A 25,278-nucleotide genomic window follows, 5' to 3' on the forward strand; every position below is an offset into this window, starting at 1 on the left:
GGCCCGGCGTTGAAGACGATCAGCGCCATCCTCCGCGCCAGGCCGGGCGCGGAGGAGACCTTGCGCAAAGCCCTCCTCGACGTGGCGGCTCATGTGGCTGCGAGCGAGCCCGACACGGTCGGGTTCTTCGTCTCGCAGGAGGCGGGCGATCCGACCCGCTTCACCACCTACGAGCGGTTCACCGATGCGGCGGCGATGGACCGGCACAACGGTTCGGAGGCGGTGGCGCGGTTCTTCCGCATCGCGCAACCGATCCTCGACGGCGAGGTGATCCTGGTGACCGCCGACGAGATCTCCTGCAAGTGAGAACCTACGACACGCTGATCGTCGGCGCCGGCAGCGCCGGCTGCGTCCTGGCGGGCCGGCTCAGCGCCGATCCGGCCCGCCGGGTGCTGCTGCTCGAAGCGGGTGGCGAACCGCCGCTCGGCGCCGTCATCCCGTCCGACTGGACGAGCCTGTTCGATACCGCGGTCGATTGGGGCTTCCACACCGAGCCGCAGGCGGGCTGCCGCCACCGGCGGATCTTCTGGCCCCGCGGCCGGATGCTCGGCGGCTCGGGCTCGCTCAACGCGATGATCTACCTGCGCGGCCTGCCCTCCGACTACGACGGCTGGGAGGCGATGGGCTGCCCCGGCTGGGGCTGGCGCGACGTGCTGCCGGATTTCCTGGGCACCGAGGACAATCGCCGCTTCGGCAACCACCCGCTCCACGGTACCGGCGGCCCGCTTCCGGTCGAGGATTGCCCGTTTCGCGACGAGGGCGAGACCCTCTGGCACGAGGCCGCCTTGGCGGCCGGCCACCCGGCGAACCCGGATTTCAACGGCGGCCATCAGGACGGCGTCGGCTTCTTCCAGCTGACGACGCAGGGCGGCGAGCGCTTCGGCACCAAGCGGGCCTATCTCGATCCGGCGCGGGAGCGGCCGAACCTGACGATCGAGACCGGGGTGCTCGTCACCCGCATCGTGGTCGAGGGCGGCCGCGCGGTCGGCGTCGAGTACCTGCGCAACGGCCGGCCCGAGCGGGCCTTGGCGGGCCAGGTCGTGCTCGCGGCCGGCGCCATCGCATCGCCGCATCTCCTGATGCTCTCCGGCATCGGCCCCGCAGACGCCCTTGCGGCCGCGGGCGTCGCGCCGGTGCACGATCTTCCGGGGGTCGGCCAGGATTTGCAGGACCACCCGGCCATCACCCTCGCCTTCGCGGCCAAGCGCCCGATCGGCCTCGGCGCCCTCGACGCGGCCGAGAGCTTCGGCCAGTGGCAGGCCCACCGCACCGGCCCGCGCACCTCGAACTGGGCGTCGGCCGGCGGGCACGTCGCCACGAGACCCGGACTCGCGCCCGACCTCCAGCTCTACGGCATCGCCGCGGCCCACCGCGATTACGGGCGCTTCCTCTATCCGGGATCGGGCTTCACCCTGTTCGCGGTGTTGCAACGGCCGGAGAGCCGCGGGACGATCCGCCTGCGCTCCGCCGACCCGATCATGGCGCCGGCGATCGACCCGCGCTACCTCTCGGACGAGGGCGGCCGCGACCTCGCCACCCTGGTCGAGGGCGTGCGGATCAACCGGGCCATCGCGGCGGCCGGGCCGCTCGCCGACGTGATCGCCCGCGAGCTCAGCCCGTCGGCGGAATGCCAGGACGATGCGGCGATCGCCCAGCACGTGCGCGGCCATCTCGCCTCCCTCTACCACCCGTCGAGCACCTGCCGGATGGGCACCGATCCCGGGGCGGTCGTCGATCCGCACGGCTTCGCGGTCCACGGCCTCGACGGCCTGTTCGTCGCCGACGCCTCGGTGTTTCCCCGGATGATCTCCGCCAACCTCAACGCGACGGTGATCCTGGTGGCCGAGCGGGCGGCGCGGGCGCTGGCGGGGTGAGGATCGACCGGCATCCTCCCCCTGTCCCGGATCTCCTTCCGCGATCGCTGTCCTCGTCCGGGAAAGGGCGTGGTGCCTGATGATTCAGGCCAGACCCGCCGGCCGCCGCGCGTGCCAATCCGTCACCTGCTGGATCGCGTGCCCGGCCTGGCACAACAGCGCCTCCGACACATGCGGCCCGACGAGCTGGACGCTCAGGGGAAGCCCGGCCGCATCGATCCCCGCCGGCAGGGTGATGGTCGGGTTGCCGGAGAAATTGAACGGCGCGGTGAAGCGCAGGATGCGCAGCAGCACCTCCGGATCCTGGCCGAACTCCGCCATCCGGGTCAGGCTCGGGACCGGCACCGGCATGGTCGGCACGAGCAGCAGGTCGACCTCCTCGAAGAGAGCCGCCAGGGCGCCCGAGAAGGCGAGGCGCTCGTGATAGACCGCGCCGAGCGCCTCGCCGGTGACGGTACGTCCCTCGTCGATCAGCCCCGCGAGATCCGGGCCGTATTCCGCGGCCTGCGCCGGATAGGTGTCCCGGTGGGCGAGCGCGGTCTCGACCGCGCAGAACGGGATCCAGCCGCGCACGAGGTCGTCGGTCGGCGGCATCGCGACCTCACGGATCCGCGCCCCGCACGCGCGCAACGCCGCCTCGATTCCGGCGAGGGCGGCGATCACCTCCGGATCGATCCCCTCGGTGACGAAACGCCGGTCGATCCCGACCGTGAGCCCGCGGACCGATCTGCCGGTCGCCGCCAGATAGTCGTCCACGGGCGCCTGCAAAGCCGTCGGGTCGTGCGGGTCGGCGCCGGCGATGACCCCGAGGATCGCCGCCGCGTCGGCGGCGCTGCGGGCCATCGGGCCGACATGGTCGAGGGAGGCGGCCAGCGGAAACACCCCGTGGCGGCTGACCCGGCCCCAGGTCGGCTTGATGCCGGTGAGCCCGCAGGTCGCGGAAGGGAAGCGGATCGAGCCGCCGGTATCCGAGCCGAGCGCGCCGTAGCAGAGACGCGCCGCGGTGGCGGCGCCCGAGCCGGTCGAGGACGAGCCGACCCAGTGGCCGCGGCCCCAGGGGTTGACCGGGCCCGGATTGTCCGGATGGTGGCTGGTATAGGCGCCCTCGGTCATCGCGAGCTTGCCGAGGATCACCGCCCCGCCCCGCTCCAGCCGCGCGACCACCGTCGCGTCGGTCTCCGGCACCCGGTCGCGATGGATGGCCGTGCCGGCGCCGGTCGGAGCGAAGCGGGTGTCGCACAGGTCCTTGATGCCGAGGGGCACGCCGTGCAGCGGGCCGCGGCTGATGCCTGACGCCGTCTCCCGGTCCGCCCGCGCGGCGGCGGAAAGCGCGTGGTCGGCGGTCACGGTGGTGTAGCTGCGGATCTCCCCGTCCAGGGCCTCGATGCGGGCGAGCATCGCCGTCGTCACCTCGACCGCGCTCACCTGCCGCCGGCGGATCGCCTCGGCGAGGGAGACCAGGGATTCGTCGTGCAGGGTTGCGGACATCGTGGGCCTCCCGCCTCCGTCGGTCGCATCCTCCCAACCCGCCGGGCGCCCGTCTTGCTCCGACGGGTCATGGCGCTTGGCCTGTGATCGTCAGCCGTTGCCCGTGTCTGGCATCGGCATTGCTTGCGGACACGCGGATGCGAGTCGCGTCACGGGGGTCGCTCGATGGCGACGGACCCCCCGGACCCGCGCCGCGACAATGCCGGAGGGACCCGTCATGGCCTCGCTCAACGTCTCGCCGCCATCGCCTGCGTCCCCGCCCGCCGCGATCACCACCTTCGACACCAACGTGCTGGCCGAGAAGTACCGCTTCTCCTACTGGCGCGACGCGATCTGCGCCCACTTGAGCCCGTCGGAGACGACGCGGATGGGCCCCGAGCAGCCCTTCGCGGCGCGGATGCGCAAGGTCGCCCTCGGCAAGGTGAATGTCTGCGACATCCGGTTCTCGCCGATGGCGAGCCGGCGCGACGCCGCCTGCCTGCGGCGCATGCCGGACGACGACGTGTTCGTGGCGCTGATGAAGACCGGCACCGGCCGGCTGGTCCAGGACGACCGCTGCGCCCTGGCCTCGGTCGGCGATCTGGTGATCTACGATTCCGCCCGGCCGTTCCTGTGGGAGTTCGAGCAGGACACGCGGATGATCATCGCCCGCATCGCGCGGCGGCAGATGGCCTCGCGGCTGCCAGACCTGGCCCATCTCGCGGCCCGGATCATCCGGCCCGACCAGCCGCTCGCCTCGACCATCGCCCACACCATGACCGACATCGTCGCGCTCGAGGCGCCCTTGAGCGAGAGCTGCTCGCAGCGCCTCGGCAGCTCGTTCCTCGAGCTGCTCGCCGCCTCGCTGGAGGCGAGCCTGACCGCGCCCGGGCGCCGGGTCGCCGACGAGGACCTGGTGCGCCAGGCCAAGACCTTCCTCCTCGCCCATATCGAGGATCCCGACCTCGACCTCGCCACGGTGGCGAACCGCCTCGGCGTGTCGCTGCGCACCCTCTGCCGCGCCTTCGCGGCGGACGGCACCACGGCGATCCGCTGGCTGTGGCAGCAGCGGCTCGAACTGGCCCACCGGCTGCTCGCGGAGGGCCAGGCCCGCAATGTCGGGCAGGTGGTGATGCAGTGCGGCTTCAGCGACTTCTCGCATTTCAGCCGCGCCTTCAAGAAGGCCTACGGGGTGATGCCGAAATCGGTGCTGCGGGCCGCGGGCTGAACGCCCCTCACCCGCGGGGCGCCAGCACGATCAAAGCCGCCCCGGCGAGGCACAGGACGGCGCCGGCGCAATCGAACCGGTCCGGCCGCTGCCCCTCCGCGGCCCACAGCCAGAGCAGCGACGCCGCGATGTAGATCCCGCCATAGGCCGCGAAGGCCCGACCGGCGGCATCCGCCTCGATGAGCGCCAGCAGGAACGCGAAGGCGCCGAGCGCCAGAACCCCCGGCACCAGCCACCAGGACGAGGCGCCGAGCCGCCACCAGGCCCAGACCGAGAAGCACCCGGCGATCTCGGCGAGCGCGGCCGCCGCGTAGAGGAGGAAAGTCGGCATGGCGCGGCTTCTCCCACGCCATGCCGCAACTGGCAAAGGTCAGGCGCGCCGCTTGATCAGCGCCGCTGCCGCGAGGCCGACGCCGGCCATCACCGCGCCGGTGGTGAGCGGGTGGAGCTTCGCCCGCGTGTAGGTGCTGGTGTGGCGCACCATCCCCGGATAGTCGCCGCGGACGTGGCCACCCTGCGTCGGCCGGTGGAGGGCGCCGTTCGGGTCGCGCGGCGGCTCGGCGCGGAGCTGCTGGCCGGCCATCAGGCCGCCGAGCCGGTCGAAGGTGCCGGGCGCCAGCTTCTTGAACCCGGTCATGGCCCGGCCGGCGCCGCCGACGATGATCTCGCGCTGCGGATGGACCGCCGCGTGCAGGATCGCGTGGGCGACCTCGTCCGGATGGTAGACCGGCGGCGGCAGCGACGGCTCGCGGTCGAGGTAGTTGCGGGCGTGCTGCGGGAACGGGGTGTCGATCGCCGCCGGCTTGATCAGCGTCACCGAGACGGGAGCCCGGTCGATCTCCAGCTCGGCCCGGAGCGCGTCGGTAAAGCCGCGGATCGCGTGCTTGCTCGCCGAGTACATGCCTTGCAGCGGAATCGCGAGATCGGAGGCGATGCTGCCGAGATTGATGATCGCGCCGCCGCGCCGGCGCAGGTGCGGAGCGGCCACCAGCGAGCCGTAGACCACGCCCCAGAAATTGGTCTGGAACAGGCGGTCGTGGTCCTCGTCCGAGATCTCCTCCAGGCGGCCATAGATCGAGATGCCGGCATCGTTGACCCAGGTGTCGAACCCGCCGAAGCGCTGCACCGCCTTGTCGGCGATGGCCTGCACGTCCTCGCGCCGCCCGACATCGGCGACGACATGGGTCGCCTCGCCGCCCGCCGCCTCGATCTCCTCCTGGATCGTCGCCAGCGCCTCGGCGTTGCGCGAGGCGAGCACGACCCGGGCGCCGGCCCGCGCCGCCATCCGGGCCGTCGCGAGCCCGATGCCGCTGGAGCCGCCGGTGATGACGATCACCTGCTCGCCGAGGGGCTTGTGCGCGTGGCTCATGGAATCCTCCGTACGGGGTAGGGGTATCCAGGCGCTAACGATGACGGGCGCGCTTCGTTCATTCAGGGGAGGCGGGGCGGAGACGTGGGGTGTTCCACCACCGGTGGTCCCACCCTCCCCCTTTCCCGGACGACTGGAGCGCCAGCGGAAGGAGATCCGGGAACCAGCACGAAAACTCGCGAAGCGTCTGCTTGTCTGCAACGGTGCAAAGATGGAACCGCTTCGCGGCGAGTCTCAGGTCTCGATCCCGGATCTCCTTCCGCTGGCGCGCCAGTCGTCCGGGAAAGGGCGTGGCGTCTTTCTGGATGAGGGCTCGGTTTGACCCTGGATGGACCGCGATTCCCCTCAAGCGACCAGCCTCACGATCACCCCGCCCCCACCCATCCCATATCTCGAACCTCTGACACGACCCCGAACAAGCTATTGGACAGCGGCGCCCCGCACCCGCATGATCCGCCCCGCGGCGAGGCCCCCGACGCCAATCTTCAGAGGGGCCCGCACGCGCGAGAAGTCAGGGAGGAAACCGATGGCAGGGACGGGTCGTGCCGGGATGGTCACGCGGCGCGAGGCGCTGATCGGCGCGGGCGCTGCTGGGGCGAGCCTGATGCTGCCGGGCGGTTCTCCTCTGGCGCAAGGGGCGAAGCCGGCGGAGATCAAGGTCGGCATCGCCACCTACCTGTCGGGCCCGGCCAGCGTGTTCGGCGTGCCCGGCCGCCAGACCGCCGAGATGCTGTTCGACGAGATCAACGCCGCCGGCGGCATCGCCGGAATCAAGGTGCGGCCGATCTTCGTCGACGAGGGCCCGGGCGTCGACCACGTCGTCGGAGAGTACCGCCGGCTGGTGCAGTCGGAAGGGGTGCACCTGATCTTCGCGGCGATCTCGTCGGCCGATTGCATCGCCTGCGCGCCGCTCTCCGACGAGCTGAAGCGCCCGACGCTTCTCTGGGATTGCGGCACCCAGCGCATCTTCGAGGATAACCGCTACTCGTACGCCTTCCGCACCCAGGCCAACGCCACGCCGGAGATCCTGTCGGCGCTCCTCTACCTCCTGAAGGTGAAGCCCGACTTCAAGTCGATCGCGGTGATCAACCAGGACTATGCCTGGGGCCGGGATTCCTGGGACATCTTCCGGACGGCGATGAACACCCTGAAGCCCGGGGTGAAGGTCTCGGCCGAGCTGTTCCCGCGCTTCGGCGCCACCGATTTCTCGACCGAGATCACCCGCGTGCTGGCGCTCCGGCCCGACGTGGTTCTCTCGACCTCCTGGGGCGGCGACCTCGACGCGCTGATCCGCCAGGCCTCGGACCGCAAGCTGTTCGAGCGCTCGACCTTCGTGATGCCCCTCGCCGAATCCTCGCTCCAGCGGGTCGGCAAGGCGCTGCCGGCCGGCCACATCGTCGGCGCGCGCGGCGACCACTGGTTCCTGCACCCCTCGCCGGCCGATCCCGAGCGGCTGAAGCGGTTCAGCGACACCTACAAGGCCAAGTACAATGCCTGGCCGATCTATCCGTGCTTCCACATGGCGCAGGCCGTCTCGGCGATGAAGGCCGGCATCGAGAAGGCGGTGGCGGCGAAGGGCGGCGGCTGGCCGAGCGATGCGGAGCTGGCGGCCGCCTTCAAGGGCCTCGAATTCCCCTCGCCCACTGCCAGCGTGCGGATCCGCGAGGACGGCCAGGGGCTGGAGAACCAGCTCATCGGCACGACGATGCACTCCGAAAAGTACCCGTTCCCGGTGCTCACCGACATGATCGTCTTCCCGGCCGAGACCGTGACGACGCCGGTCGGCCAGAAGAGCGCCGACTGGCTGAAGACGCTGACCCCCGACATGGTGGGCAAGCTCCCGCAGGCGCAGGCCTTCAAGAGCTGATGGCCTGGTTGTCGGAGAACGGGATCCTCGTCGGGCTCGCCTTGCTCGACGGGCTGTCCTACGCCGCCGCCGTCTTCATGGTGGCGGTGGGGCTGAACCTGGTGTTCGGCGTGCTGCGGGTGCTCAACGTGGCGCATGGCAGCCTCTACGCCATCGGCGGCTACGCGGCGGCGTCGATCGGGCTGTTCGCCGCCTCCCTCGGCGCGCCGCCCTGGCTCGGCCTGCCGATCCTGCTCGCGGCTGCCGTGCTCGTCGGCGTCGCGCTCGGGCCGGTGATCGAGCGGCTGTTGCTGCGCCGGATGCAGGACCGCGAGCCGGTGCTGCAGCTTCTCGTCACCTTCGCGCTGTTCATGATCCTGGAGGACCTGCAGAAGCTGGTCTGGGGCGTGCAGCCGGTGGTGTTCGACGCGCCGCTGAAATGGCTCGGCACCGTCGACGTGCCCTTCGGCACGGATGTCATCCCGTTCACCGCCTACCAGCTCTACGTGCTGCCGGGCGTGGCGCTCGCCACCCTCGCCATCCTCGCCTACGTCCTGCGCTACACGCTCACCGGCCGGATGGTCGTCGCGGTCACGGTCGACCGCGAGGCGGCCCGCGCCATGGGGATCGACGCCGCCAAGGTGACGATGCTGACCTTCACGGTCGGCGCCGCGCTGGCGGCCCTCGGCGGCGCGCTCGCCGCGCCCACCGTGTCGCTGGTGCCGGGCGTCGGCGCCTCGACCATCGTGCTCTCCTTCGCGGTCGTCGCGACCGCCGGCCTCGGCCAGATCGAGGGGGCGGCGGTGGCGGCCCTCCTCATCGGCCTCGGCCGCTCCTTCGCGGTCTACGTCGCGCCGGAATTCGAGGTGGTGGTGCCCTACGCCATCATGGTGGCGGTGCTGCTGTTCCGGCCGCAGGGGCTGTTCGGCGTGGCGGAGACCCGGCGGATATGACCTGCGCTCTCATGGAAGGAGGAGCCGCGCGATGACCCGCCGCTCCGAGACCCTGCTCGCCTTCGCGGGCGCCGCCCTGATCCTCGTCCTCGCCTACGCGGTGCCGTGGCTGCGCTTCGTCCTCACCATCGCGCTCGCCAAGGGGCTGGCGGTGCTCGGCATCCTGCTCTTGCTGCGGGCCGGCCAGGTCAGCTTCGGCCACGCGCTCTACCTCGCGCTCGCCGCCTACACGGTGGCGTTCGGGGCGGTGGTGGTGCCGGAAGCCTTGCTGCTGCTCCCCGCCGCAGGCCTGCTCGCCGGTCTCGTCGGCCTGCTGATCGGCCTGTTCGTGGTGCGCTACCGCGAGATCTTCTTCGGCATGCTGAATCTCGCGCTCAGCATGGTGTTCTACTCGGTGCTGGAGAAGTTCTACGCGCTCACCCACGGCGCCGACGGCATCCGGCTCCCGCCCGTCACCTTCCTGGGCCAGCCGCTCGCCGGCGAGGCGGGCGAGTGGATCGTGCTCGGCATGGCCCTCGTCCTGGCGCTCGCCTGCGGCGCCCTGGTGCGGGTGGCGCTCGCTTCGCCGCTCGGCGAGGCGCTCGCCGGCATCAAGACCCGCGAGACCCGGCTCGACTTCATGGGCGTGTCGCCGAAGCGCGTGCTGCTCGCGGCCTACGTCGCCTCCGCCGTGATGGCGGGATTGGCCGGCGCGATCATCGCGCTCACCACCCGGCACGTCACCCCGGCCTTGAGCTACTGGACGACCTCGGGGGAGCTCGTCTTCATCGCGATCCTCGGCGGGGCCGGCAGCGTGATCGGGCCGTTCCTGGGGGCTGCGGCCTACGAGCTGACCCGGGTCTACGCCGCGGCGACCTTCGCCAATGCCTGGCAGATGGTGCTCGGCCTCGTGCTGCTGGGCGTCATCGTGTTCGCGCCGGGCGGGATCTGGGGAATGATCACCAGCCGCAGGAGGGCCGCATGACCGCGCTTCTCCAGGCCAAGGGCCTGCGCCTCGCCTTCGGCGGCCTCAAGGCGGCCGACGGGATCGACCTCGACGTCGAGGCGGGCGAGTTCCTGGCGATCATCGGCCCGAACGGCGCCGGCAAGACCACCTTCATCAACATGACGACCGGCTACCTGAAGCCGCAAGGCGGCTCGATCGCCTTCGAGGGCAAGCCGATCCTCGGCCTGTCGCCGCGGCGCATCGTCGGGCTCGGCGTGGCGCGCAGCTTCCAGCTGCCGCAGCTCTTCACCGAGCACACGGTGTTGCAGAACGTGGCGCTGGCGGTTGCCGCCCGCGAGGGCGTGTGGTCGGTGTGGAACCCCCTGTTGCGCCCGCGCTTCCGCGACGAGGCGGCGGAGCTGATTTCCCGCTTCGGCCTCGCCCGCATCACCGATGTGCGGGCCGACGCCCTCAACGAGGGCGCGCGCAAGCTCGTCGACATCGCCATGGCGGTGGCGCTCCGGCCGCGGCTTCTGCTGATGGACGAGCCGACGAGCGGCGTCGCGGCGGCCGAGAAGATGGGAATCGTCGAGACCCTGGTGCGGGTCCTGCGCGAGGCGGGCGTGACGGCGGTCTTCGTGGAGCACGACATGGAGGTGGTCGGGCGCTTCGCCGACCGGGTCGCGGTGTGGGGGCAGGGCAAGATCGCGGCGCTCGGGCCACCCTCCCGGATCCTGAACGACCCGGAGGTGCAGCGCACGGTGATCGGCATCGCGCCGACGGGGGGCGCCCATGCTGCGGCTTGAGGGGGCGGCGGTCGAGATCGCAGGCGCGCCGGTCCTGCGCGGCGTCTCGCTCCAGGTGCCGCCGGGCGGGCGCGTGGCCCTGATCGGCCGCAACGGCGCCGGCAAGACCACGACGCTCCGCGCCCTGATGGGGCTTCTCCCCCTCCAGGCCGGCCGGCTCGTGCTCGACGGGCAGGAGGCCGGCACCGTGCCGGCGCATCACCGCGCCCGGCTCGGCATCGGCTACGCGCCGGAGGAGCGCAAGCTGTTCGGCAGCTTCACGGTGCAGGACAACCTGCTGCTGCCGGCCCAGGTGCTCGGGCTGCCCAAGGCGGAGATCTCGCGGCGGTTGGAGGCGGTCTACGCGCTCCTGCCGGAGCTCAAGGACTTCGCCCCGCGCAAGGCGGCGGGCCTGTCGGGCGGCCAGGGCAAGATGGTGGCGCTCGGCCGCGCCCTGATGGTCGGCACCCGGGCGGTGCTCCTCGACGAGCCGTTCCAGGGCCTCGCCCCGGCGCTCGCCCTTCGCTACGCCGAGGCCCTGGCGCGCCTGCGGGCCGCGCTCCCCGACGTCGCGATCCTGATCACCGAGAGCAGCCCGGACCTGCTGCGGGCGCTGGTCGACACCACCATCCAGATCGAGCGCGGCGAGATCTCGGCCGCCTGACCAAGGAGTGTTTTCCATGAGGCTGAACGGCAAGGTCGCGATCGTCACCGGCGCCGGCGGCGGCTTCGGCGAGGGCATCGCCAGGCGCTACGCGCAAGAAGGCGCCAAGGTCGCGGTGCTCGACCTGCGCGGCGACGCCGCCGAGCGGGTGGCCACGGAGATCGGCGAATCGGCGATCGCCATCGCGGCCGATGTCGGCAGCGCCGCGGACGTGCAGGCCGCGGTCCGGCGCACCACCGAGGCCTTCGGCACGCCGCACATCCTGGTCAACAATGCCGGCACCACCCACCGCAACCAGCCGCTGATGGAGGTCGACGAGGACGCCTTCGACCGGGTGTTCCGGGTCAACGTGAAGTCGATCTTCCACTTCGTCCGGGCGCTGGCGCCTGCGATGCGCGACAATGGCGGCGGCGTGATCCTGAATGTCGGCTCGACCGCCGGCATCCGGCCCCGTCCCGGCCTGACCTGGTACAACGCCTCGAAGGGGGCGGTGAACCTGATGTCGAAGTCGCTCGCCGTCGAGCTGGCGCCGTGGAAGATCCGCGTCAACGCGCTCTGCCCGGTGATGGGCGAGACCGGCCTGCTCGAGGCCTTCATGGGCGTGCCGGACACGCCGGAGAACCGCGCCCGGTTCATCGCCACGATTCCGCTCGGCCGGATGTCGCGGGCCTCCGACATCGCCAACGTGGCCTTGTTCCTCGCTTCCGACGAGGCCGAGTTCATCACCGGCGTCGAGATGCCGATCGACGGCGGCCGGACGGTGTGATCGTCGGCGAAAGGCACGGGAACGAGCGTCCCCTCTCCCTGCCCGCGGGGAGAGGGGAAACCCGCGCCTTTCCTCGGACCGTGTCCCCTGTGCGGAGGACGCTGGCGCACGAACCGCCCGCTACGCCGCCCGTGCCTCGAAATCGATCCGCGGATCGATCCAGCTATAGGTCAGGTCGGAGATCAGGTTCACCACCAGACCGAGCAGCGAGAAGATGTAGAGGTTGGCGAACACCACCGGATAATCGCGGTTCACGATCGATTCGAACGAGAGCAAGCCCAGGCCGTCGAGGCTGAAGATGGTCTCGATCAGGAGCGATCCGGCGAAGAACGCCGAGATGAAGGCGCCCGGGAAGCCCGCCACCACGATCAGCATCGCGTTGCGGAAGACGTGGCCGTAGAGCACCTGGCGCTCGGACAGGCCCTTCATGCGGGCGGTCAGCACGTATTGCTTGCGGATCTCGTCGAGGAACGAGTTCTTGGTGAGCAGCGTCGAGGTGGCGAAGGCGCCGATCGCCATGGCGATGATCGGCAGGGTGATGTGCCAGAGGTAGTCGGTCACCTTCTGCCACAGCGGGAATTGCGACCAGCCCTCGCTGGTGAGGCCGCGCAACGGGAAGATCTGCCAGAACGAGCCGCCGGCAAACAGCACGATCAGCAGGATCGCGAACAGGAAGCCGGGAATCGCATAGCCGACGATGACGACCCCCGAGGTCCAGACGTCGAAGGGTGTGCCGTCCCGCACCGCCTTGCGGATCCCGAGCGGAATCGAGATCGCGTAGGAGATCAGCGTCATCCAGAGCCCGAGGCTGATCGAGACCGGCAGCTTCTCGCGGATCAGCTGCAGCACCGAGACATCGCGAAAGTAGCTCTTGCCGAAATCGAACCGGGCATAGTCCCACAGCATCTTCAGGAAGCGCTCGGGCGCCGGCTTGTCGAAGCCGAATTGCTGCTCCAGCCGCTTGATGAAGGCGGGGTCGAGACCTTGCGCGCCGCGGTAGCGGGAATTCGATTCCCCTCCCCCGGCCTGGGACGTGCCGCCGCGGCCGGCGAGGTCGCCGCCGCCGCCGGTGACGCGGGACATCGCGGTGTTCTGGCCCTGGAGCTGGGCGAGCACCCGCTCGACCGGACCGCCGGGGGCGAATTGCACGATCACGAAGGAGATCAGCATGATCCCGAGGATCGTCGGGATCATCAGGAGGAGACGACGGATGAGGTAGGCCGCCATGATGTCAGGTCCGTCCGATCTTGCGCGCCTTCTCGGCGTCGTGCCACCACAAAGCCGGGACGCCGAGGCCGTATTTCGGCAGGTCGCGCGGCCGGCCGTACATGTCCCACAGCGCCAGGCGGTGGGTGGCGCCGTACCACATCGGCACCCAGTAGCGCCCGGCTCGCAGCACCCGGTCGAGCGCCCGGCAGGCGATGGTGAGCTCGGCCCGCGAGGCGGCATCCGCGATGCGGTCCAGCATCGCGTCGGCGGCCGGGTTCTCGATGCCCGCGAGGTTCTGCGAGCCCGGCTGCTTGGCGGCCCGGCTGCCATAGACCTCGCGCAAGGCCGCGCCCGGGGTGACCGAGCCGCCGAACCGCGACGAGACCACGTCGAAGTCGAAATCCTTGAGCCGCGCCTGGTACTGCGCCGCATCGACGAGGCGCGAGCTCGCCCGGATGCCGAGCAGGGACAGGTTCTTGATGTAGGATTGCAGCAGCGGCTGGAAGACCGGCGAGGAATCCAGGAACTCGAAGGCGAGCGGCTGGCCGTCCGGCAGCTTCATCACACCGCCGTCCCGGGTGCAGCCGGCCTGGCGCAGCAGCGTGTCGGCCCGGCGCAGCAGCGCCCGGTCCTGGCCCGACCCGTCCGAGCGCGGCGGCGAGACCGGCTCGCCGAACGCCTCGTCGGGGATCCGCCCCCGGAACGGCTCGAGGAGCGCCAGCTCCTCCGGTGAGGGCATCCCCTCCGCCTTCAGGTCCGAATTCTCGAAGAACGAGGCGGTGCGCCTGTAGGCGCCGTACATCAGGTTCTGGTTCGACCACTCGAAGTCGAAGGCGAGCCCGATCGCCTCGCGGATGCGCGGATCGCGGAAGACCGGCCGGCGGGCGTTGAGGAACCAGCCTTGCGTGCCCGAGGGCGTGGCGTCCGGCACGGTCTCGCGCTTGACGCGGCCTTCCTGGGCTGCCGGGAAGTCGTAGCCGGTAGCCCAGACCCGGGCGGTGAATTCCTCGCGCCAGGTGAAGGTCCCGGCCTTGAACGCTTCGAACGCCACGTCGCGATCGCGAAAATACTCGTAGCGGATCTCGCCGAAATTGTTCTGGCCGATGGCGACCGGCAGGTCGGCGCCCCAGTAATCCGCGACCCGCTCGAAGGCGATGAAGCGGCCGACCTCGAACCGCGCCACCCGGTAGGGTCCGGAGGCGAGGGGCGGCTCCAGCGTCGAGGCCTCGAAGTCGCGGCCGCGGTAATAGGCCTCCGAGAAGATCGGCAGTTCGGCGACGATCAGCGGCAGGTCGCGGCTGCGGCCCGGGGCGAAGCGCACCACCACCGCGTCGTCGCCCTCCGGGCTCGCCCCGGCGACGTCGCGCAGCACCGCGGCGATCTGCGGATGGCCCTTCTCCTTGAGCGTCATGATCGAGAAGGCGACGTCGCGGGCGGTCAGCCGCGAGCCGTCGTGGAACCGGGCCTGCGGCCGGAGCGAGAAGCGGTAGGACAGGCCGTCCCCGCTCGCCGTCACACCGCGGGCGACGAGGCCGTAAAGCGCGTCCGGCTCGTCGAGGGCCCGGACCATCAGGCTGTCGAAGGTCAGGTCCATGCCGGCGGCGCCGTCACCCTTCAGCACGTAGATGTTGAGGGTGTTGAATGTCTCGAAGGCCTGGTTGCCGGTGGTGCCCGAGATTTGCGCCGCGAAGGTGCCGCCCTTCGGCGCCAAGGGATCGACGTAGTCGAAGCGCGGGAAGGCGGCCGGATATTTCAGGTCGCCGAAGCTCGACAGGCCGTGGCGCTCCGGGGTGTCGGCGAAGGCCGGAAGGCGGGCGGCGAGGAGAGCCGCCCCGCTCGCCGTGAGGAAGCTGCGCCGGCGCATCACCGCGCCACCCCGGTCTTGGCGGCCAAGTCCTTGTCGTACCACCAGGTCGTCGGGAAGCCCGAGGCGCCGTATCTCGGCAGGACAGCCGGATGGGCGAAGCGGTTCCAGCGCAGGGTCCGCGATACGTCGGAGGACCATTGCGGCACGACGTAGTTGTGGGCGAGGAGCACCCGGTCCAGCGCCCGCGTCGCCGCCACCAGCTCCTCGCGGTCGCCGGCATAGATCAGCTTGTCGATCAGCGCGTCGACGCCCGGATCCTTGATGCCGGCGAGGTTGCGCGAGCCCGGCTTGTCGGCGGCGGCCGAGCCCCAGAAGCCGCGCTGCTCGTTGCCGGGCGAGAGCGATTCGGGCCAGTTGTTGAGCGCCAGGGCATCGAAGTCGAAGCTGCGCATCAGGTTCTGATACTGGGCCGGATCGACGACCCGGAGCGAGACCGTGAGGCCGATACGCTGCAGGGCGGCGCGGTAGGGCAGCACGACCCGCTCGGCCGAGTTGTCGTTGCCGAGGAACTCGACCGTGAACGGCTGGCCGGAGGCCTTCTCGACCATCTGGTTGCCGCGGATCTCGTAGCCCGCCTCCTGGAACAGCCGCACCGCCTCGCGCAGGTTCGTGCGCACCGCCTCCGGGCTGCCGTTGACCGGGTTCTTGTACGGCGTGGTGAAGACCGACGCCGGCACCATGTCCTTGACGCTCTCGAGGATCGCCCGCTCGCGGCCCTCGGGCAGACCGGACGAGGCCAGCTCGGTGCCGAAGAAGTACGAATCGACTCGCTTGTAGAGCCCGTAGAACAGCGTGCGGTTCATCTCCTCGAAGTCGAAGGCGAGGTTGAAGGCCCGCCGCACCCGCTCGTCGGCGAACTTCTTGCGGCGCAGGTTAAGGGTGAAAGCCTGCATCATGCCCATGCCGGCCTGCGGGAACTCTTCCTTGAGGATCCGGCCCTCGCGCAACGCCGGGAAGCCGTCATAGGCGGTGGCCCAGTTGCGGGCGATGTTCTCGGTGCGCCAGTCGAACTGGTCGGCCTTGAACGCCTCGATCATCACCGTCGCATCGCGAAAATACTCGGCGCGCTGGGTGTCGAAGTTGTTGGCCCCCCGGTTCACCGGCAGGTCGCGGCCCCAGTAATCCGGCACCCGCTCGTAGGCGGCGGTGCGGCCGGCCTCGAACCGGGCGAGCCGGTAGGGGCCGGAGCCGAGCGGGATCTCCAGCGTCGTCTCGGCCGGGTTGCGGGGCCGGCCCGATGCATCCTTGCCCTGCCACCAGTGCTTCGGCAGTACCGGGAACTGGCCGACGATCTGCGGCAGCTCGCGGTTGCCCTTCTCCGAGAAGATGAAGCGCACCTCGTGCGGGCCGATCGCCTCGGCCGTCGTGACGTTCTTGTAGTAGGAGGAATAGCTCGGGCTGTTCTCCTTCAGCACCGCGAAGGAGAACACGACGTCGTCGGCCGTCACCGGCTGGCCGTCGTGCCAGCGCGCCTCCGGCCGCAGGCGGTAGACGACGCTGCCGAGGTCCTCGGCCGGCCGCACCCCGTCGGCGAGAAGACCGTAATAGGTCGAGGCCTCGTCCTGCGCCTGGGCCAGCAGGGTGTCGTAGATCAGCGGGATCTGGCTCTCGAGGTCGCCCTTCACCCCGGCGACGATGAGGTTGAAATTGTCGAACGACCCTTGCGAGCCGAACCGCACCAGGCCGCCCTTCGGGGCGTTCGGGTCGGCGTAGTCGAAATGCGTGAAGTCCGCCGGGTATTTCGGCTCGCCGAGGAGCGACAGGCCGTGGCGCCAGCCGTCGCCGGCAACGCTGCCGGGGACGTTGCTGGTCTGGGCACCCCCTGCCGGGGGAGCGCCCTGCGCGCGGACCCCGGCCGGCAGGGCGGCGAGGCTCAGGAGGGCGAGGGCGGCGCGGCGAGTGAGGGGGCGTGCGATCACGCGGGGCGATCCTCCGGTGGGGTCAGGTCTCTGGCCCCCGTTCTAGGTCGCGGGGGGCGGCCCCGCCAACCCGGGCGCGTCGGCGCAGGGGGCCAGACGCGAAAAAGGCCGGGCTCTCGCCCGGCCTCGTCACGTCTCGGGTCTCCGAAGCCCGTTCACGGCTTCGGAAAGTCGACCGGCTTGTCCGACAGGGTCTTCAGGTAGGCCAGGATGTCGGCGCGCTCGGCGCCGGACGGCACGCCGGCGAAGGCCATGATGGTGCCCTGCACGTACTGCTTCGGGGCGTGCAGGAAGTGGTCGAGGTCGTCGTAGGTCCAGTTGCCGCCCTTGGCCTTCATGGCGGCCGAGTAGGCGAAGCCCTCGTGGCTGCCCTTCGGGCGCTCGACGATGCCGTACAGATCGGGGCCGACCTTGTTCGGGCCGCCCTTCTCGAAGCTGTGGCAGGCCATGCACTTCTTGGCGGCGGCCTGGCCCTTCGTGGCGTCGGCGCTGGCGAGGCGCACGGGCAGCGGCTCCTCCTTGGCGGCGGCGGGCGCCGCGGCGCCGGCGTTCTCCTCGGCGGCCGGGAGCGCGTAGCCGCGATCACCCGCCGGCTTCGGCTTGTAGATCAGCTCGGCCAGGAACCCCGTCCCCATCGCGAGGAGCAGGGCGCCGAGCACTGCGCCGGCGATCTTGTTAAGCTCGAAGGAATCCATTCTGGGCAGCTCCGATGCTCCGGTGAGCAGGGGCGATTCGAGGCGCGGCCCGGCGCCACGCCGCTCTGACAATCCGCCGGTGCTTAGCCGTTCTGCGACACCGTTGACAATGGCTCTAAACATCGTCGGTTCGTCGCAGAGCCCCGGCGTGTGGACGGCGCCACGGTGGCGGCCCGACCGACGCAGCCATGACAAGCCCGGCCGGTACTGCTAAGACCCGCCGCTCGCAAAGGCCGATTTCTTCCCCGCCACCCGCCGTCTCCCGTTCGCCATAAATCCCTATGTCCGATCCCCTCGTCCTGATTCCCGCCCGCCTCGCCGCCACCCGCCTGCCCGAGAAGCCGCTGGCCGACATCGCCGGCGCGCCGATGATCGTGCATGTCTGGCGCCGGGCGATCGAGGCCGGCATCGGGCCGGTGGTGGTCTGCACCGACACCCCCGCCATCGTGCAGGCCGTGGAAGCGGTGGGCGGCCTCGCGGTGATGACCCGGCCCGACCATCCCTCGGGCTCCGACCGCCTGGCCGAGGCCCTGGAGGTGATCGACCCGGAGGGGCGCCACGACGTGGTGGTGAACGTGCAGGGCGACCTGCCGACCATCGATCCCGCCGCCATCGCGGCCGCGGTGGTCCCGCTCGCCGACCCGGCGGTCGACATCGCGACGCTCTGCGCCGTCATCACCCGGCCCGAGGAGCGGACCGAGCCGAGCGTCGTCAAGCTGGTCGGCTCCGAGATCGCCCCCGGGCGGCTGCGGGCGCTCTATTTCACCCGCGCCACGGCGCCTTACGGCGACGGCCCCCTCCTCCACCATATCGGGCTCTACGCCTATCGCCGCCGGGCGCTCGACCGCTTCGTGGCGTTGCCGCCGAGCCCGCTCGAGCTGCGCGAGAAGCTGGAGCAGCTGCGCGCGCTGGAGGCCGGGATGCGGATCGACGCGGTCGTGGTCGACGACGTGCCGCTCGGCGTCGACACGCCCCACGACCTCGAGCGCGCCCGCGCCATCCTGGCCGCCCGGCGCCTGAACTGATTGTTTCCGAAAGCCTCGACGATGAAGACAACGATCTCCTACCAGGGCGAGCCCGGCGCCAACTCGCACATCATCATCAACGAGGCCTATCCGGACTGGACGCCCCTGCCCTGCGCCACCTTCGAGGACGCGCTGACGGCGGTGCAGGACGGCTCGGCCTCCCTCGGCATGATCCCGATCGAGAACTCGATCGCCGGCCGCGTCGCCGACATCCACCACATGCTGCCGGCCTCGGGCCTCCACATCATCGGCGAGCAGTTCCTGCCGATCCGCTTCCAGCTGATGGCCCTGCCGGGCGTGGCGCTGGAGGAGATCCGCACCGTGCACAGCCACGTCCACGCGCTCGGCCAGTGCCGCAAGATCATCCGGCGCCTCGGCCTCAAGGCGGTGGTGGCGCCCGACACCGCCGGTGCCGCCCGCCAGGTCGCCGAGGCCGGCGACCGCACCCGCGCCTCGCTCTCGCCGCGGCTCGCCGCCGAGATCTACGGCCTGTCGATCCTGGCCGAGAACGTCGAGGACGAGGAGCACAACACCACCCGCTTCGTCGTGCTGTCCCGCGAGCCGGCGGTGCCGCCGGCGGGCGCCGGCCCGACGGTGACGAGCTTCATGTTCCGCGTGCGCAACATCCCGGCCGCGCTCTACAAGGCGCTCGGGGGCTTCGCCACCAACGGCGTCAACATGACCAAGCTCGAGAGCTACATGGTCGAGGGCCAGTTCACCGCGACCCAGTTCTACGCCGAGGTCGACGGCCACCCGGAGGAGCCGGGCCTGCGGCGGGCGCTCGACGAGCTGGCGTATTTCTCGAGCGCGATCCGGATCATCGGGACCTACCCGGCGCATCCGTTCCGCGAGAGCGCGCGGCCGCCGGCGGAGTGAGACGGGCGGAGAACGTTCGTATCGCTCTCGCTCCCTGACGTGTCCCCTCCGCGTCATCCCGGGGTTTCGCTTCGCGGCCCCGGCTTGACGCGGACGGGGGGACGGGGCGCGCAAACCTCGGATTGCCTCAGAACAACGACCCCTGCGCCTCGACCTTGCGTTCCGGCGGCTTGGGCGCCGCCGGCTCATCCTCGTCCGGCCGCAGCAAGCCCGCCTCGTCGTGGCGCACGTCGTTCACCCGCCGGCTCGCCGGCCTGAGGTCCAGCCACTCCTCCGGCGCCGGCCGGCACAGGGCCGCCGCCTGACCGGCATCGACGTCGCGCAGGTCGAGCCAAGCGTCGACGGCCTCCGGCGACAGGATCGCCGGCATGCGCTCATGGATGGCGGCGAGCAGCCCATTGGCGCCGCAGGTGACGATCGCCGCGGTGTCGATCTCCGAGCCGTCGCGGCTGCTCCAGGTCTCCCACAGGCCCGCGAGCGCCATCGGGCGGCCGTCGGCCCGGCGGATCGCGTAAGGGGCCTGCCCGCGCGGACCGCCGCGGCGCCACTCGTAGAAGCCGTCGGCGAGGAAGATGCAGCGCCGGTAGCGCAGGGCGTTGCGGAAGCTCGGCTTCTCCGCCGCGGTCTCGATCCGGGCGTTGATGACGAGGGGGAAATCGTCCGGATCCTTGACCCAGGCCGGCAGGAAGCCCCAGCGCATCAGCACGAAGCGCCGGCGCCCGTGCTCGGACGTCACCACCGCCACCGGCTGGGTCGGCGCCACGTTGTGGCGGGCCGGGAAGTTCGGCCGGTCGTCGTAGCCGTAAGCCTCCCGGAAGGTCTCGGGCGAGGAGGTGACGAAGAAGCGGCCGCACATTCCTGCTCGTCTCCTACAGCCAGCGCTTCCAGCGGAAGAAGGCGTAGGGCAGGATCGCCGCCACCACCATCATCACCACCGCCATCGGGTAGCCGAAGCCCCAGTCGAGCTCCGGCATCACCTTGAAGTTCATGCCGTACATCGAGGCGATCAAGGTCGGCGGCATGAACACCACCGCCATGACCGAGAACAGCTTGATGATGTTGTTCTGCTCGAGGTTGACGAGGCCGAGGGTCGCGTCGAGCAGGAACTGGATCTTGCCGGACAGGAAGGTCGCGTGCTCCTCCAGCGACTGCAGGTCGCGCAGGGTCGAGCGGACCTCCTCGCGGATCTCGCGCGGCGCCTTGCTGACCCGGTAGCTCGCCGAGAGCGAGAGCAGGATGCGCTCGACCGAGACCAGGCTCTCGCGCTGCTGCGACAGCAGCTCGTTGTGGCGCCCGAGCGCCCGCAGGGTGTCCTGCAATTCGGCGTTGCGGGCGCTCGGGTCGGAATGCTCGGCGAAGATCCGGCGCGACAGCCGGTCGATGCGCTCGCCCTGCGCCTGGAGCACGTCGGCGGCGCGGTCGATCACGGTCTCGATCAGGCCGGCCAGCATCGCCTCGCCGGTGAGCAGCACGCCGGCCGGCCGGGCCGCCCGGTGGACGAACATCCGGAACGCCTGCGGATCGTCGTAGCGCACCGTGGCGAGCTTGTTGTCGCGCAGGATGAAGGTGACGCCGGTGAGCCGCGCATCGTCGGTATCGACCCGGCACAGGAGACGCCCGGTCATGTAGCGGGCGCCGTTCTCGACGTAGAGGAGTTCCGAGGGCTCGATGTCCTCCATCTCCTCCCGGGTCGGGATCGAGATGCCGAGGAACGCCTCGACCTTGTGGTCCTCCTGGCGCGTCGGCTCGATCAGGTCGATCCAGAGCGCGTCCGGCGGGATCGGCTCGGACATCTCGAGCAGGCGCCGCTCGAGGAGCGGCTGTCCGGTGCTGGCGCAGGCATTCGGCTGATGGACGAAGATCAAGGGCGGTCTCGGACGAAAGGGGCGCGGCGGAGGAAGCCTTGTGGCCCGGCCGCCTTGAAGGCTCCGTGACAGCGTGGGCGCGAAGGCCCCGATTGTCGATGACGCGGCGTCCACAGCCTGGCGCTGTTTTGGAGGCGCTCAGGCCTCGGGCGGCTGGCAGACGTCGATCCACTCCGCCCCGGTCAGCGCCGCCATGCGCTCCGGCGACACCCGCACGGCGCTGTTCGGCGATCCCGCCGCCGGCACCACCTCGTCGAAGGCCTTGAGGCTGACGTCGCAATAGACCGGGAGCGGCGTGGCGAGGCCGAACGGGCAGACCCCGCCGACCGGATGGCCGGTGATCGCCTCCACCTCCTCGGCGCCGAGCATCCGGGGCTTGACCCCGAACGCGGCCTTGGCCTTGCGGTTGTCGAGGCGGGCGTCGCCGCGGGCGACCAGCAGCACGACGCGCTCGCCGAGCCGCAGCGACAGGGTCTTGGCGATGCGGGCGGGCTCGACCCCGTGAGCGGCGGCTGCCAGCGCCACGGTGGCGGAACTCGCCTCGGTCTCCAGCACGGTGAGGTCGGGCGCGCGCGCGGCGAGGTCGGCCTTGACGGACGCGAGGCTCATCGGCGGTCGGCCCCGCGCAGCGACGGAGAGAACGACGGGGAGAAGGACATCTCGGGCTCCAGGGGTGCCGGTCCGGCTCCCCTGGCCCGCCGCGGCCGCCGGCGCAAGCCCTTCCCGACGCGAAGTCACCGCCCGGAGTGGTCCGGGCGGTGACGGGGTCGGCGATCGCTCGCCCGGGTCGGGCGCTCGCGGAACAGGGTCTTAGTAGCGCGGGCCGCCCGTGGTGTTGCCGAGCTGCTGCTGGTAGCCCGGGCGCGACGGGTTGCGGGCGTTCGGGTCGCCGGCGCGCATGTGGTTGCGGCGCATGTGACGGCGCATGTGGCGGTCGTGCCGCTTCATGCGATGATAGTGGTAGTGGCGGCGCATGGCGACGTGCTCGACCGTCGACTCCGCGCCGGCGACGGCCGGGGCGGGTCCGGTCACGGCGGCCGAGGCCGGGGTCATGGCGAGACCGCCCAGCAGCACGCTCGCCGCCAGCGCCAGGGTCAGGGTCTTCATCGCGATCATCTCCGAGTGGCGGCCCCGTCGGCCGACCTGTGCGTCAATCTTTCGCCCTGCCCGCGGTTCCGTTGCGGTACCGGAAATGGTTGAGAAAAACTGATTGGGGGGCGCCGACGGCCGGTCCGGGGCAGGCCGCGCGCGGTGCGGCCCCGGATGTCCCGCTGTCCGGGCTTGCGCGGCCGGACCGCCTCCGCCATCCCGGCGCCCATGCGCTCCGCTCCGTCCCTGCCGATCGACGCCGTTCTCCCCGACCTCGCGGCCGCCCTCACCGGCCCCTCGGCGGGAGGGCGGTCCCACGGCTCCTTCAACGCGGTGCTGGTGGCGCCGCCGGGCGCCGGCAAGACCACCCGGGTGCCCCTCGCGCTGCTGGAGGCGCCCTGGCGCGGCGACCGGCGGATCATCCTTCTCGAGCCGCGCCGCCTCGCCGCCCGGGCCGCGGCCGAGCGCATGGCCGCGACGCTCGGCGAGGCTCTGGGCGAGACGGTGGGTCTCCGGGTGCGCCTCGGCTCGAAGGTCTCGGCCCGCACCCGCATCGAGGTCGTCACCGAGGGCGTCTTCGCCCGGATAATCCTGGACGATCCGGAACTCGACGGCATCGCCGCGGTGCTGTTCGACGAGTTCCACGAGCGCTCGCTCGACGCCGATCTCGGCCTCGCCCTGGCGCTCGACGCGCAGGGCGCCCTGCGGGAGGACCTGCGCCTCGTGGCGATGTCGGCGACGATCGACGGCGCCCGGGTCGCGGCCCTGATGGGAGACGCGCCGGTGATCGTCTCGGAGGGCCGCGCCTTCCCGGTCGAGACCCGCCACCTCGACCGCGACGCCCAGATACGGATCGAGGACGCGGTGACCGACGCGGTGATGCGGGCGCTCAGGGCCGAGCCGGGCTCGGTGCTGGCCTTCCTGCCCGGCCAGGCCGAGATCCGCCGCACCGAGGAACGCCTGCGCGCCCGCCTGTCCGATGTCGCCGATGTCGACCTGGCCCCGCTCTACGGCGCCCTCGACCGGGCCGAGCAGGACCGGGCGGTGCGACCGAGCCCGGCGGGACGCCGCAAGGTGGTGCTCGCCACCGCGATCGCCGAGACCTCGCTCACGATCGAGGGCGTGCGGGTGGTGGTCGATTCCGGTCTCGCGCGGGTGCCGGTCTACGAGCCGGATCTCGGACTGACCCGCCTCGTCACCCAGCGCGCCTCCCGCGCCTCGGTCGACCAGCGCCGCGGCCGCGCCGGGCGCACCCAGCCCGGTGTCTGCTACCGGCTGTGGTCGGAGGCGGCGACCGGCGCGCTCGAACCCTTCACCCGGCCCGAGATCCTCGCCGCCGACCTCGCCGGGCTGGTGCTCGACTGCGCCGCCTGGGGCGTCGCCGACCCGACCACCCTGCCCTTCCTCGACCCCCCGCCGGCCCCGGCGCTGAGCGAGGCCCGCGCCTTGCTCGCCGGCCTCGACGCCCTCGACGCGGATGGCCGACTGACCGCGGCGGGCCGGGCCTTGCGCGCCTTGCCCCTGCCGCCGCGCCTCGCCCGCATGGTGGTGAGCGCCGCCGCCCACGGCCGCGAGGCGGCGCGGGCCGCCGCGGACGTCGCCGCCGTGCTGGTCGAGCGGGGCCTCGGCGGCGACGCGGTCGATCTCACCGAGCGGGTCGAGCGCGCCCGCCGCGACCGCTCGGCCCGGGCCGAGGACATGCGCCGCCTCGCCACGGGCTGGGCGAAGACCGCCACCGGGATGGTCGCCCCGGCGGGCGCCGCCGAGACCCCCGATCTCGGCCCGCAGGCCGGCACGCGCATCGGCACGTTCTTGGCCCTCGCCTATCCCGACCGGATCGCCCGTGCGCGGGGCAAGCCCGGGGAGTACGTCCTGGCCAATGGCCGCGGCGCCGCCCTCGACCCGGCCGCGGGCCTTGCCCGCGAGCCGTTCCTGGCGGTGGCCGAGATCGTCGGCAAGGCCTCGTCCGCGCGCATCCTGGCGGCCGCCCCGATCGCGCTCCCCGCCATCGAGTCGCTGTTTGCCGACCGGATCGAGGCCCGCACCCGGGTCGAGTTCGACCCCGAGGCCCGGGCGTTGCGCGCCCGGGCCCAGCGCCGCCTCGGCGCGGTGTCGCTCGCCGAGCGCATCCTGCCGGTGCCGCCCGATGCCGACAGCGCCGCGATCCTGGCCCGCGGCCTCGCCGCGCTCGGGGTCGCCGCCCTGCCCTGGTCGAAGGCGGCGCAGCAATGGCGCGAGCGGGTGATGTTCCTCCGCAGCGCCGAGGGCGAGCCCTGGCCCGACCTCTCGGATGGCCCCCTCGCCGAGGCCCTGCCCGACTGGCTCGGCCCCCACCTGGCCGGGATCACCCGCCTCGACGAGATCGGCGCCGACCGGCTCTCGGAGGCCCTGCACGACCTCGTGCCGTGGAACCTGCGCGCCCGCCTCGACGCCGAGGCGCCGACCCATATCGAGGTGCCGACCGGCTCGCGCATCCCGGTCGACTACGCCGCCGAGGGCGGTCCGGCGCTGGCCGTGCGGGTGCAGGAGCTGTTCGGCCTCGCCCGCCACCCGACGATCGGCGGCGGCCGGGTGCCGCTCGTGCTGCACCTCCTCTCCCCGGCCCAGCGCCCGATCCAGATCACCCGCGACCTGCCGGGCTTCTGGCGCGGCTCCTGGGCCGCGGTGCGCGCCGACATGCGCGGCCAGTATCCCCGCCACCCCTGGCCCGAGGACCCCACCACCGCCCCGCCGACCCGCCGGGCGAAGCCGCGGGGGACGTGACCGTCACGGAGGACATCGTCCGCGGTTCTCATGCCGCCGACGATGACGCCGCCGCCTCTTCGACGCATGAAAGGAAATCGCAGCGAATGGGTG

General features: G+C 71.6%; 23 protein-coding genes. 12 read left to right on the forward strand and 11 right to left on the reverse strand.

Going from position 1 to position 25,278, the window contains the following annotated elements; all coding sequences use genetic code 11:
* The first annotated feature begins 9 nt into the window (after positions 1-9).
* The gene (locus FF100_RS10445; RefSeq protein ID WP_139035682.1) at positions 10-306 is read left to right on the forward strand and encodes a putative quinol monooxygenase; all 297 of its coding nucleotides are present in this window, start codon (positions 10-12) and stop codon (positions 304-306) included.
* A complete protein-coding gene (locus tag FF100_RS10450; RefSeq protein ID WP_139035683.1) occupies positions 303-1,874 on the forward strand; it encodes a GMC family oxidoreductase in 1,572 nt (523 codons plus the stop codon). Before FF100_RS10445 ends, FF100_RS10450 begins: the two co-directional genes overlap by 4 nt.
* An 84-nt stretch (positions 1,875-1,958) precedes the next feature.
* Here FF100_RS10450 and FF100_RS10455 read toward each other — a convergent pair whose 3' ends face one another.
* Positions 1,959-3,362: an amidase gene (locus tag FF100_RS10455; protein WP_139035684.1), complete on the reverse strand. Its 1,404-nt coding sequence runs from the start codon at positions 3,360-3,362 to the stop codon at positions 1,959-1,961.
* Between the two features lie 217 nt (positions 3,363-3,579).
* On the opposite strand from FF100_RS10455, the gene FF100_RS10460 reads away from it, so the two are divergent.
* Complete coding sequence (locus FF100_RS10460) at positions 3,580-4,569, forward strand: helix-turn-helix domain-containing protein (RefSeq protein ID WP_171070121.1); 990 nt, start codon at positions 3,580-3,582, stop codon at positions 4,567-4,569.
* Positions 4,570-4,576: 7 nt separating this feature from the next.
* On the opposite strand, the gene FF100_RS10465 is transcribed toward FF100_RS10460, so the two are convergent.
* Positions 4,577-4,900, reverse strand: coding sequence for a YnfA family protein (locus tag FF100_RS10465; RefSeq protein ID WP_139035686.1), 324 nt, complete (start codon positions 4,898-4,900; stop codon positions 4,577-4,579).
* A gap of 39 nt (positions 4,901-4,939) precedes the next feature.
* Positions 4,940-5,938, reverse strand: coding sequence for an SDR family oxidoreductase (locus FF100_RS10470; protein ID WP_139035687.1), 999 nt, complete (start codon positions 5,936-5,938; stop codon positions 4,940-4,942).
* A 526-nt stretch (positions 5,939-6,464) separates the two neighbouring features.
* Between FF100_RS10470 and FF100_RS10475 the strand changes: the two genes are divergently transcribed.
* Genes FF100_RS10475 through FF100_RS10500 form a run of 6 tightly spaced genes read left to right on the forward strand, consistent with a single transcriptional unit; the run spans position 6,465 to position 11,877 of the window.
* A complete protein-coding gene (locus FF100_RS10475) occupies positions 6,465-7,805 on the forward strand; it encodes an ABC transporter substrate-binding protein (protein ID WP_139035688.1) in 1,341 nt (446 codons plus the stop codon).
* Positions 7,805-8,737 carry a branched-chain amino acid ABC transporter permease gene (locus FF100_RS10480; protein ID WP_139035689.1) on the forward strand — a complete coding sequence of 311 codons (933 nt, stop codon included), beginning with the start codon at positions 7,805-7,807 and terminating at the stop codon, positions 8,735-8,737. Before FF100_RS10475 ends, FF100_RS10480 begins: the two co-directional genes overlap by 1 nt.
* Before the next feature lie 31 nt (positions 8,738-8,768).
* Positions 8,769-9,701: a branched-chain amino acid ABC transporter permease gene (locus tag FF100_RS10485; RefSeq protein WP_139035690.1), complete on the forward strand. Its 933-nt coding sequence runs from the start codon at positions 8,769-8,771 to the stop codon at positions 9,699-9,701.
* Positions 9,698-10,468 (forward strand): ABC transporter ATP-binding protein, encoded by a 771-nt coding sequence (locus FF100_RS10490; protein WP_139035691.1) that lies wholly within the window; start codon positions 9,698-9,700, stop codon positions 10,466-10,468. The genes FF100_RS10485 and FF100_RS10490 overlap by 4 nt, the downstream gene beginning before the upstream one ends.
* The gene (locus FF100_RS10495; RefSeq protein ID WP_139035692.1) at positions 10,455-11,111 is read left to right on the forward strand and encodes an ABC transporter ATP-binding protein; all 657 of its coding nucleotides are present in this window, start codon (positions 10,455-10,457) and stop codon (positions 11,109-11,111) included. Before FF100_RS10490 ends, FF100_RS10495 begins: the two co-directional genes overlap by 14 nt.
* 16 nt (positions 11,112-11,127) lie before the next feature.
* On the forward strand, positions 11,128-11,877 hold the full coding sequence (locus FF100_RS10500) for an SDR family oxidoreductase (protein WP_139035693.1): 750 nt from the start codon (positions 11,128-11,130) through the stop codon (positions 11,875-11,877).
* 120 nt (positions 11,878-11,997) lie between these two features.
* Here FF100_RS10500 and FF100_RS10505 read toward each other — a convergent pair whose 3' ends face one another.
* The 4 genes from FF100_RS10505 to FF100_RS10520 all read right to left on the reverse strand — a co-directional run bounded on the left by FF100_RS10505 (position 11,998) and on the right by FF100_RS10520 (position 17,567).
* Positions 11,998-13,104, reverse strand: coding sequence for a microcin C ABC transporter permease YejB (locus FF100_RS10505; protein ID WP_139035694.1), 1,107 nt, complete (start codon positions 13,102-13,104; stop codon positions 11,998-12,000).
* Positions 13,105-13,108: 4 nt separating this feature from the next.
* Complete coding sequence (locus tag FF100_RS10510; RefSeq protein WP_139035695.1) at positions 13,109-14,950, reverse strand: extracellular solute-binding protein; 1,842 nt, start codon at positions 14,948-14,950, stop codon at positions 13,109-13,111.
* Positions 14,950-16,872: an extracellular solute-binding protein gene (locus FF100_RS10515; protein ID WP_246102012.1), complete on the reverse strand. Its 1,923-nt coding sequence runs from the start codon at positions 16,870-16,872 to the stop codon at positions 14,950-14,952. The genes FF100_RS10510 and FF100_RS10515 overlap by 1 nt, the downstream gene beginning before the upstream one ends.
* A gap of 155 nt (positions 16,873-17,027) precedes the next feature.
* Positions 17,028-17,567: a c-type cytochrome gene (locus tag FF100_RS10520; RefSeq protein ID WP_139035696.1), complete on the reverse strand. Its 540-nt coding sequence runs from the start codon at positions 17,565-17,567 to the stop codon at positions 17,028-17,030.
* A 281-nt stretch (positions 17,568-17,848) separates the two neighbouring features.
* Between FF100_RS10520 and FF100_RS10525 the strand changes: the two genes are divergently transcribed.
* The gene (locus FF100_RS10525; RefSeq protein ID WP_139035697.1) at positions 17,849-18,592 is read left to right on the forward strand and encodes a 3-deoxy-manno-octulosonate cytidylyltransferase; all 744 of its coding nucleotides are present in this window, start codon (positions 17,849-17,851) and stop codon (positions 18,590-18,592) included.
* 21 nt (positions 18,593-18,613) lie between these two features.
* The gene (locus FF100_RS10530) at positions 18,614-19,468 is read left to right on the forward strand and encodes a prephenate dehydratase (protein WP_139035698.1); all 855 of its coding nucleotides are present in this window, start codon (positions 18,614-18,616) and stop codon (positions 19,466-19,468) included.
* Positions 19,469-19,595: 127 nt separating this feature from the next.
* Here the strand turns inward: FF100_RS10530 and FF100_RS10535 are convergent, their stop codons facing one another.
* From FF100_RS10535 to FF100_RS10550, 4 genes are all read right to left on the reverse strand, one after another.
* On the reverse strand, positions 19,596-20,324 hold the full coding sequence (locus FF100_RS10535; protein ID WP_139035699.1) for an SOS response-associated peptidase: 729 nt from the start codon (positions 20,322-20,324) through the stop codon (positions 19,596-19,598).
* 13 nt (positions 20,325-20,337) lie between these two features.
* Positions 20,338-21,333, reverse strand: coding sequence for a magnesium transporter CorA family protein (locus tag FF100_RS10540; RefSeq protein WP_139035700.1), 996 nt, complete (start codon positions 21,331-21,333; stop codon positions 20,338-20,340).
* Between the two features lie 138 nt (positions 21,334-21,471).
* Complete coding sequence (locus FF100_RS10545) at positions 21,472-21,942, reverse strand: YbaK/EbsC family protein (RefSeq protein WP_139035701.1); 471 nt, start codon at positions 21,940-21,942, stop codon at positions 21,472-21,474.
* 201 nt (positions 21,943-22,143) lie between these two features.
* Positions 22,144-22,440: a hypothetical protein gene (locus FF100_RS10550; protein ID WP_139035702.1), complete on the reverse strand. Its 297-nt coding sequence runs from the start codon at positions 22,438-22,440 to the stop codon at positions 22,144-22,146.
* A 210-nt stretch (positions 22,441-22,650) separates the two neighbouring features.
* Between FF100_RS10550 and hrpB the strand changes: the two genes are divergently transcribed.
* Positions 22,651-25,185 carry an ATP-dependent helicase HrpB gene (hrpB, locus tag FF100_RS10555; protein ID WP_139036157.1) on the forward strand — a complete coding sequence of 845 codons (2,535 nt, stop codon included), beginning with the start codon at positions 22,651-22,653 and terminating at the stop codon, positions 25,183-25,185.
* Positions 25,186-25,278 lie beyond the last annotated feature (93 nt).

Source organism: Methylobacterium terricola, from assembly GCF_006151805.1.
Lineage (GTDB): Bacteria > Pseudomonadota > Alphaproteobacteria > Rhizobiales > Beijerinckiaceae > Methylobacterium > Methylobacterium terricola.

Coding starts and splice junctions, on each gene's coding strand:
- FF100_RS10455 (WP_139035684.1), bottom strand. CDS start 3,362: ATGTCCGCAACCCTGCACGACGAATCCCTGGTCTCCCTCGCCGAGGCG.
- FF100_RS10500 (WP_139035693.1), top strand. CDS start 11,128: ATGAGGCTGAACGGCAAGGTCGCGATCGTCACCGGCGCCGGCGGCGGC.
- FF100_RS10475 (WP_139035688.1), top strand. CDS start 6,465: ATGGCAGGGACGGGTCGTGCCGGGATGGTCACGCGGCGCGAGGCGCTG.
- FF100_RS10470 (WP_139035687.1), bottom strand. CDS start 5,938: ATGAGCCACGCGCACAAGCCCCTCGGCGAGCAGGTGATCGTCATCACC.
- hrpB (WP_139036157.1), top strand. CDS start 22,651: ATGCGCTCCGCTCCGTCCCTGCCGATCGACGCCGTTCTCCCCGACCTC.
- FF100_RS10525 (WP_139035697.1), top strand. CDS start 17,849: ATGTCCGATCCCCTCGTCCTGATTCCCGCCCGCCTCGCCGCCACCCGC.
- FF100_RS10485 (WP_139035690.1), top strand. CDS start 8,769: ATGACCCGCCGCTCCGAGACCCTGCTCGCCTTCGCGGGCGCCGCCCTG.
- FF100_RS10550 (WP_139035702.1), bottom strand. CDS start 22,440: ATGAAGACCCTGACCCTGGCGCTGGCGGCGAGCGTGCTGCTGGGCGGT.
- FF100_RS10510 (WP_139035695.1), bottom strand. CDS start 14,950: ATGCGCCGGCGCAGCTTCCTCACGGCGAGCGGGGCGGCTCTCCTCGCC.
- FF100_RS10490 (WP_139035691.1), top strand. CDS start 9,698: ATGACCGCGCTTCTCCAGGCCAAGGGCCTGCGCCTCGCCTTCGGCGGC.
- FF100_RS10535 (WP_139035699.1), bottom strand. CDS start 20,324: ATGTGCGGCCGCTTCTTCGTCACCTCCTCGCCCGAGACCTTCCGGGAG.
- FF100_RS10480 (WP_139035689.1), top strand. CDS start 7,805: ATGGCCTGGTTGTCGGAGAACGGGATCCTCGTCGGGCTCGCCTTGCTC.
- FF100_RS10460 (WP_171070121.1), top strand. CDS start 3,580: ATGGCCTCGCTCAACGTCTCGCCGCCATCGCCTGCGTCCCCGCCCGCC.
- FF100_RS10505 (WP_139035694.1), bottom strand. CDS start 13,104: ATGGCGGCCTACCTCATCCGTCGTCTCCTCCTGATGATCCCGACGATC.
- FF100_RS10495 (WP_139035692.1), top strand. CDS start 10,455: ATGCTGCGGCTTGAGGGGGCGGCGGTCGAGATCGCAGGCGCGCCGGTC.
- FF100_RS10545 (WP_139035701.1), bottom strand. CDS start 21,942: ATGAGCCTCGCGTCCGTCAAGGCCGACCTCGCCGCGCGCGCGCCCGAC.
- FF100_RS10530 (WP_139035698.1), top strand. CDS start 18,614: ATGAAGACAACGATCTCCTACCAGGGCGAGCCCGGCGCCAACTCGCAC.
- FF100_RS10465 (WP_139035686.1), bottom strand. CDS start 4,900: ATGCCGACTTTCCTCCTCTACGCGGCGGCCGCGCTCGCCGAGATCGCC.
- FF100_RS10520 (WP_139035696.1), bottom strand. CDS start 17,567: ATGGATTCCTTCGAGCTTAACAAGATCGCCGGCGCAGTGCTCGGCGCC.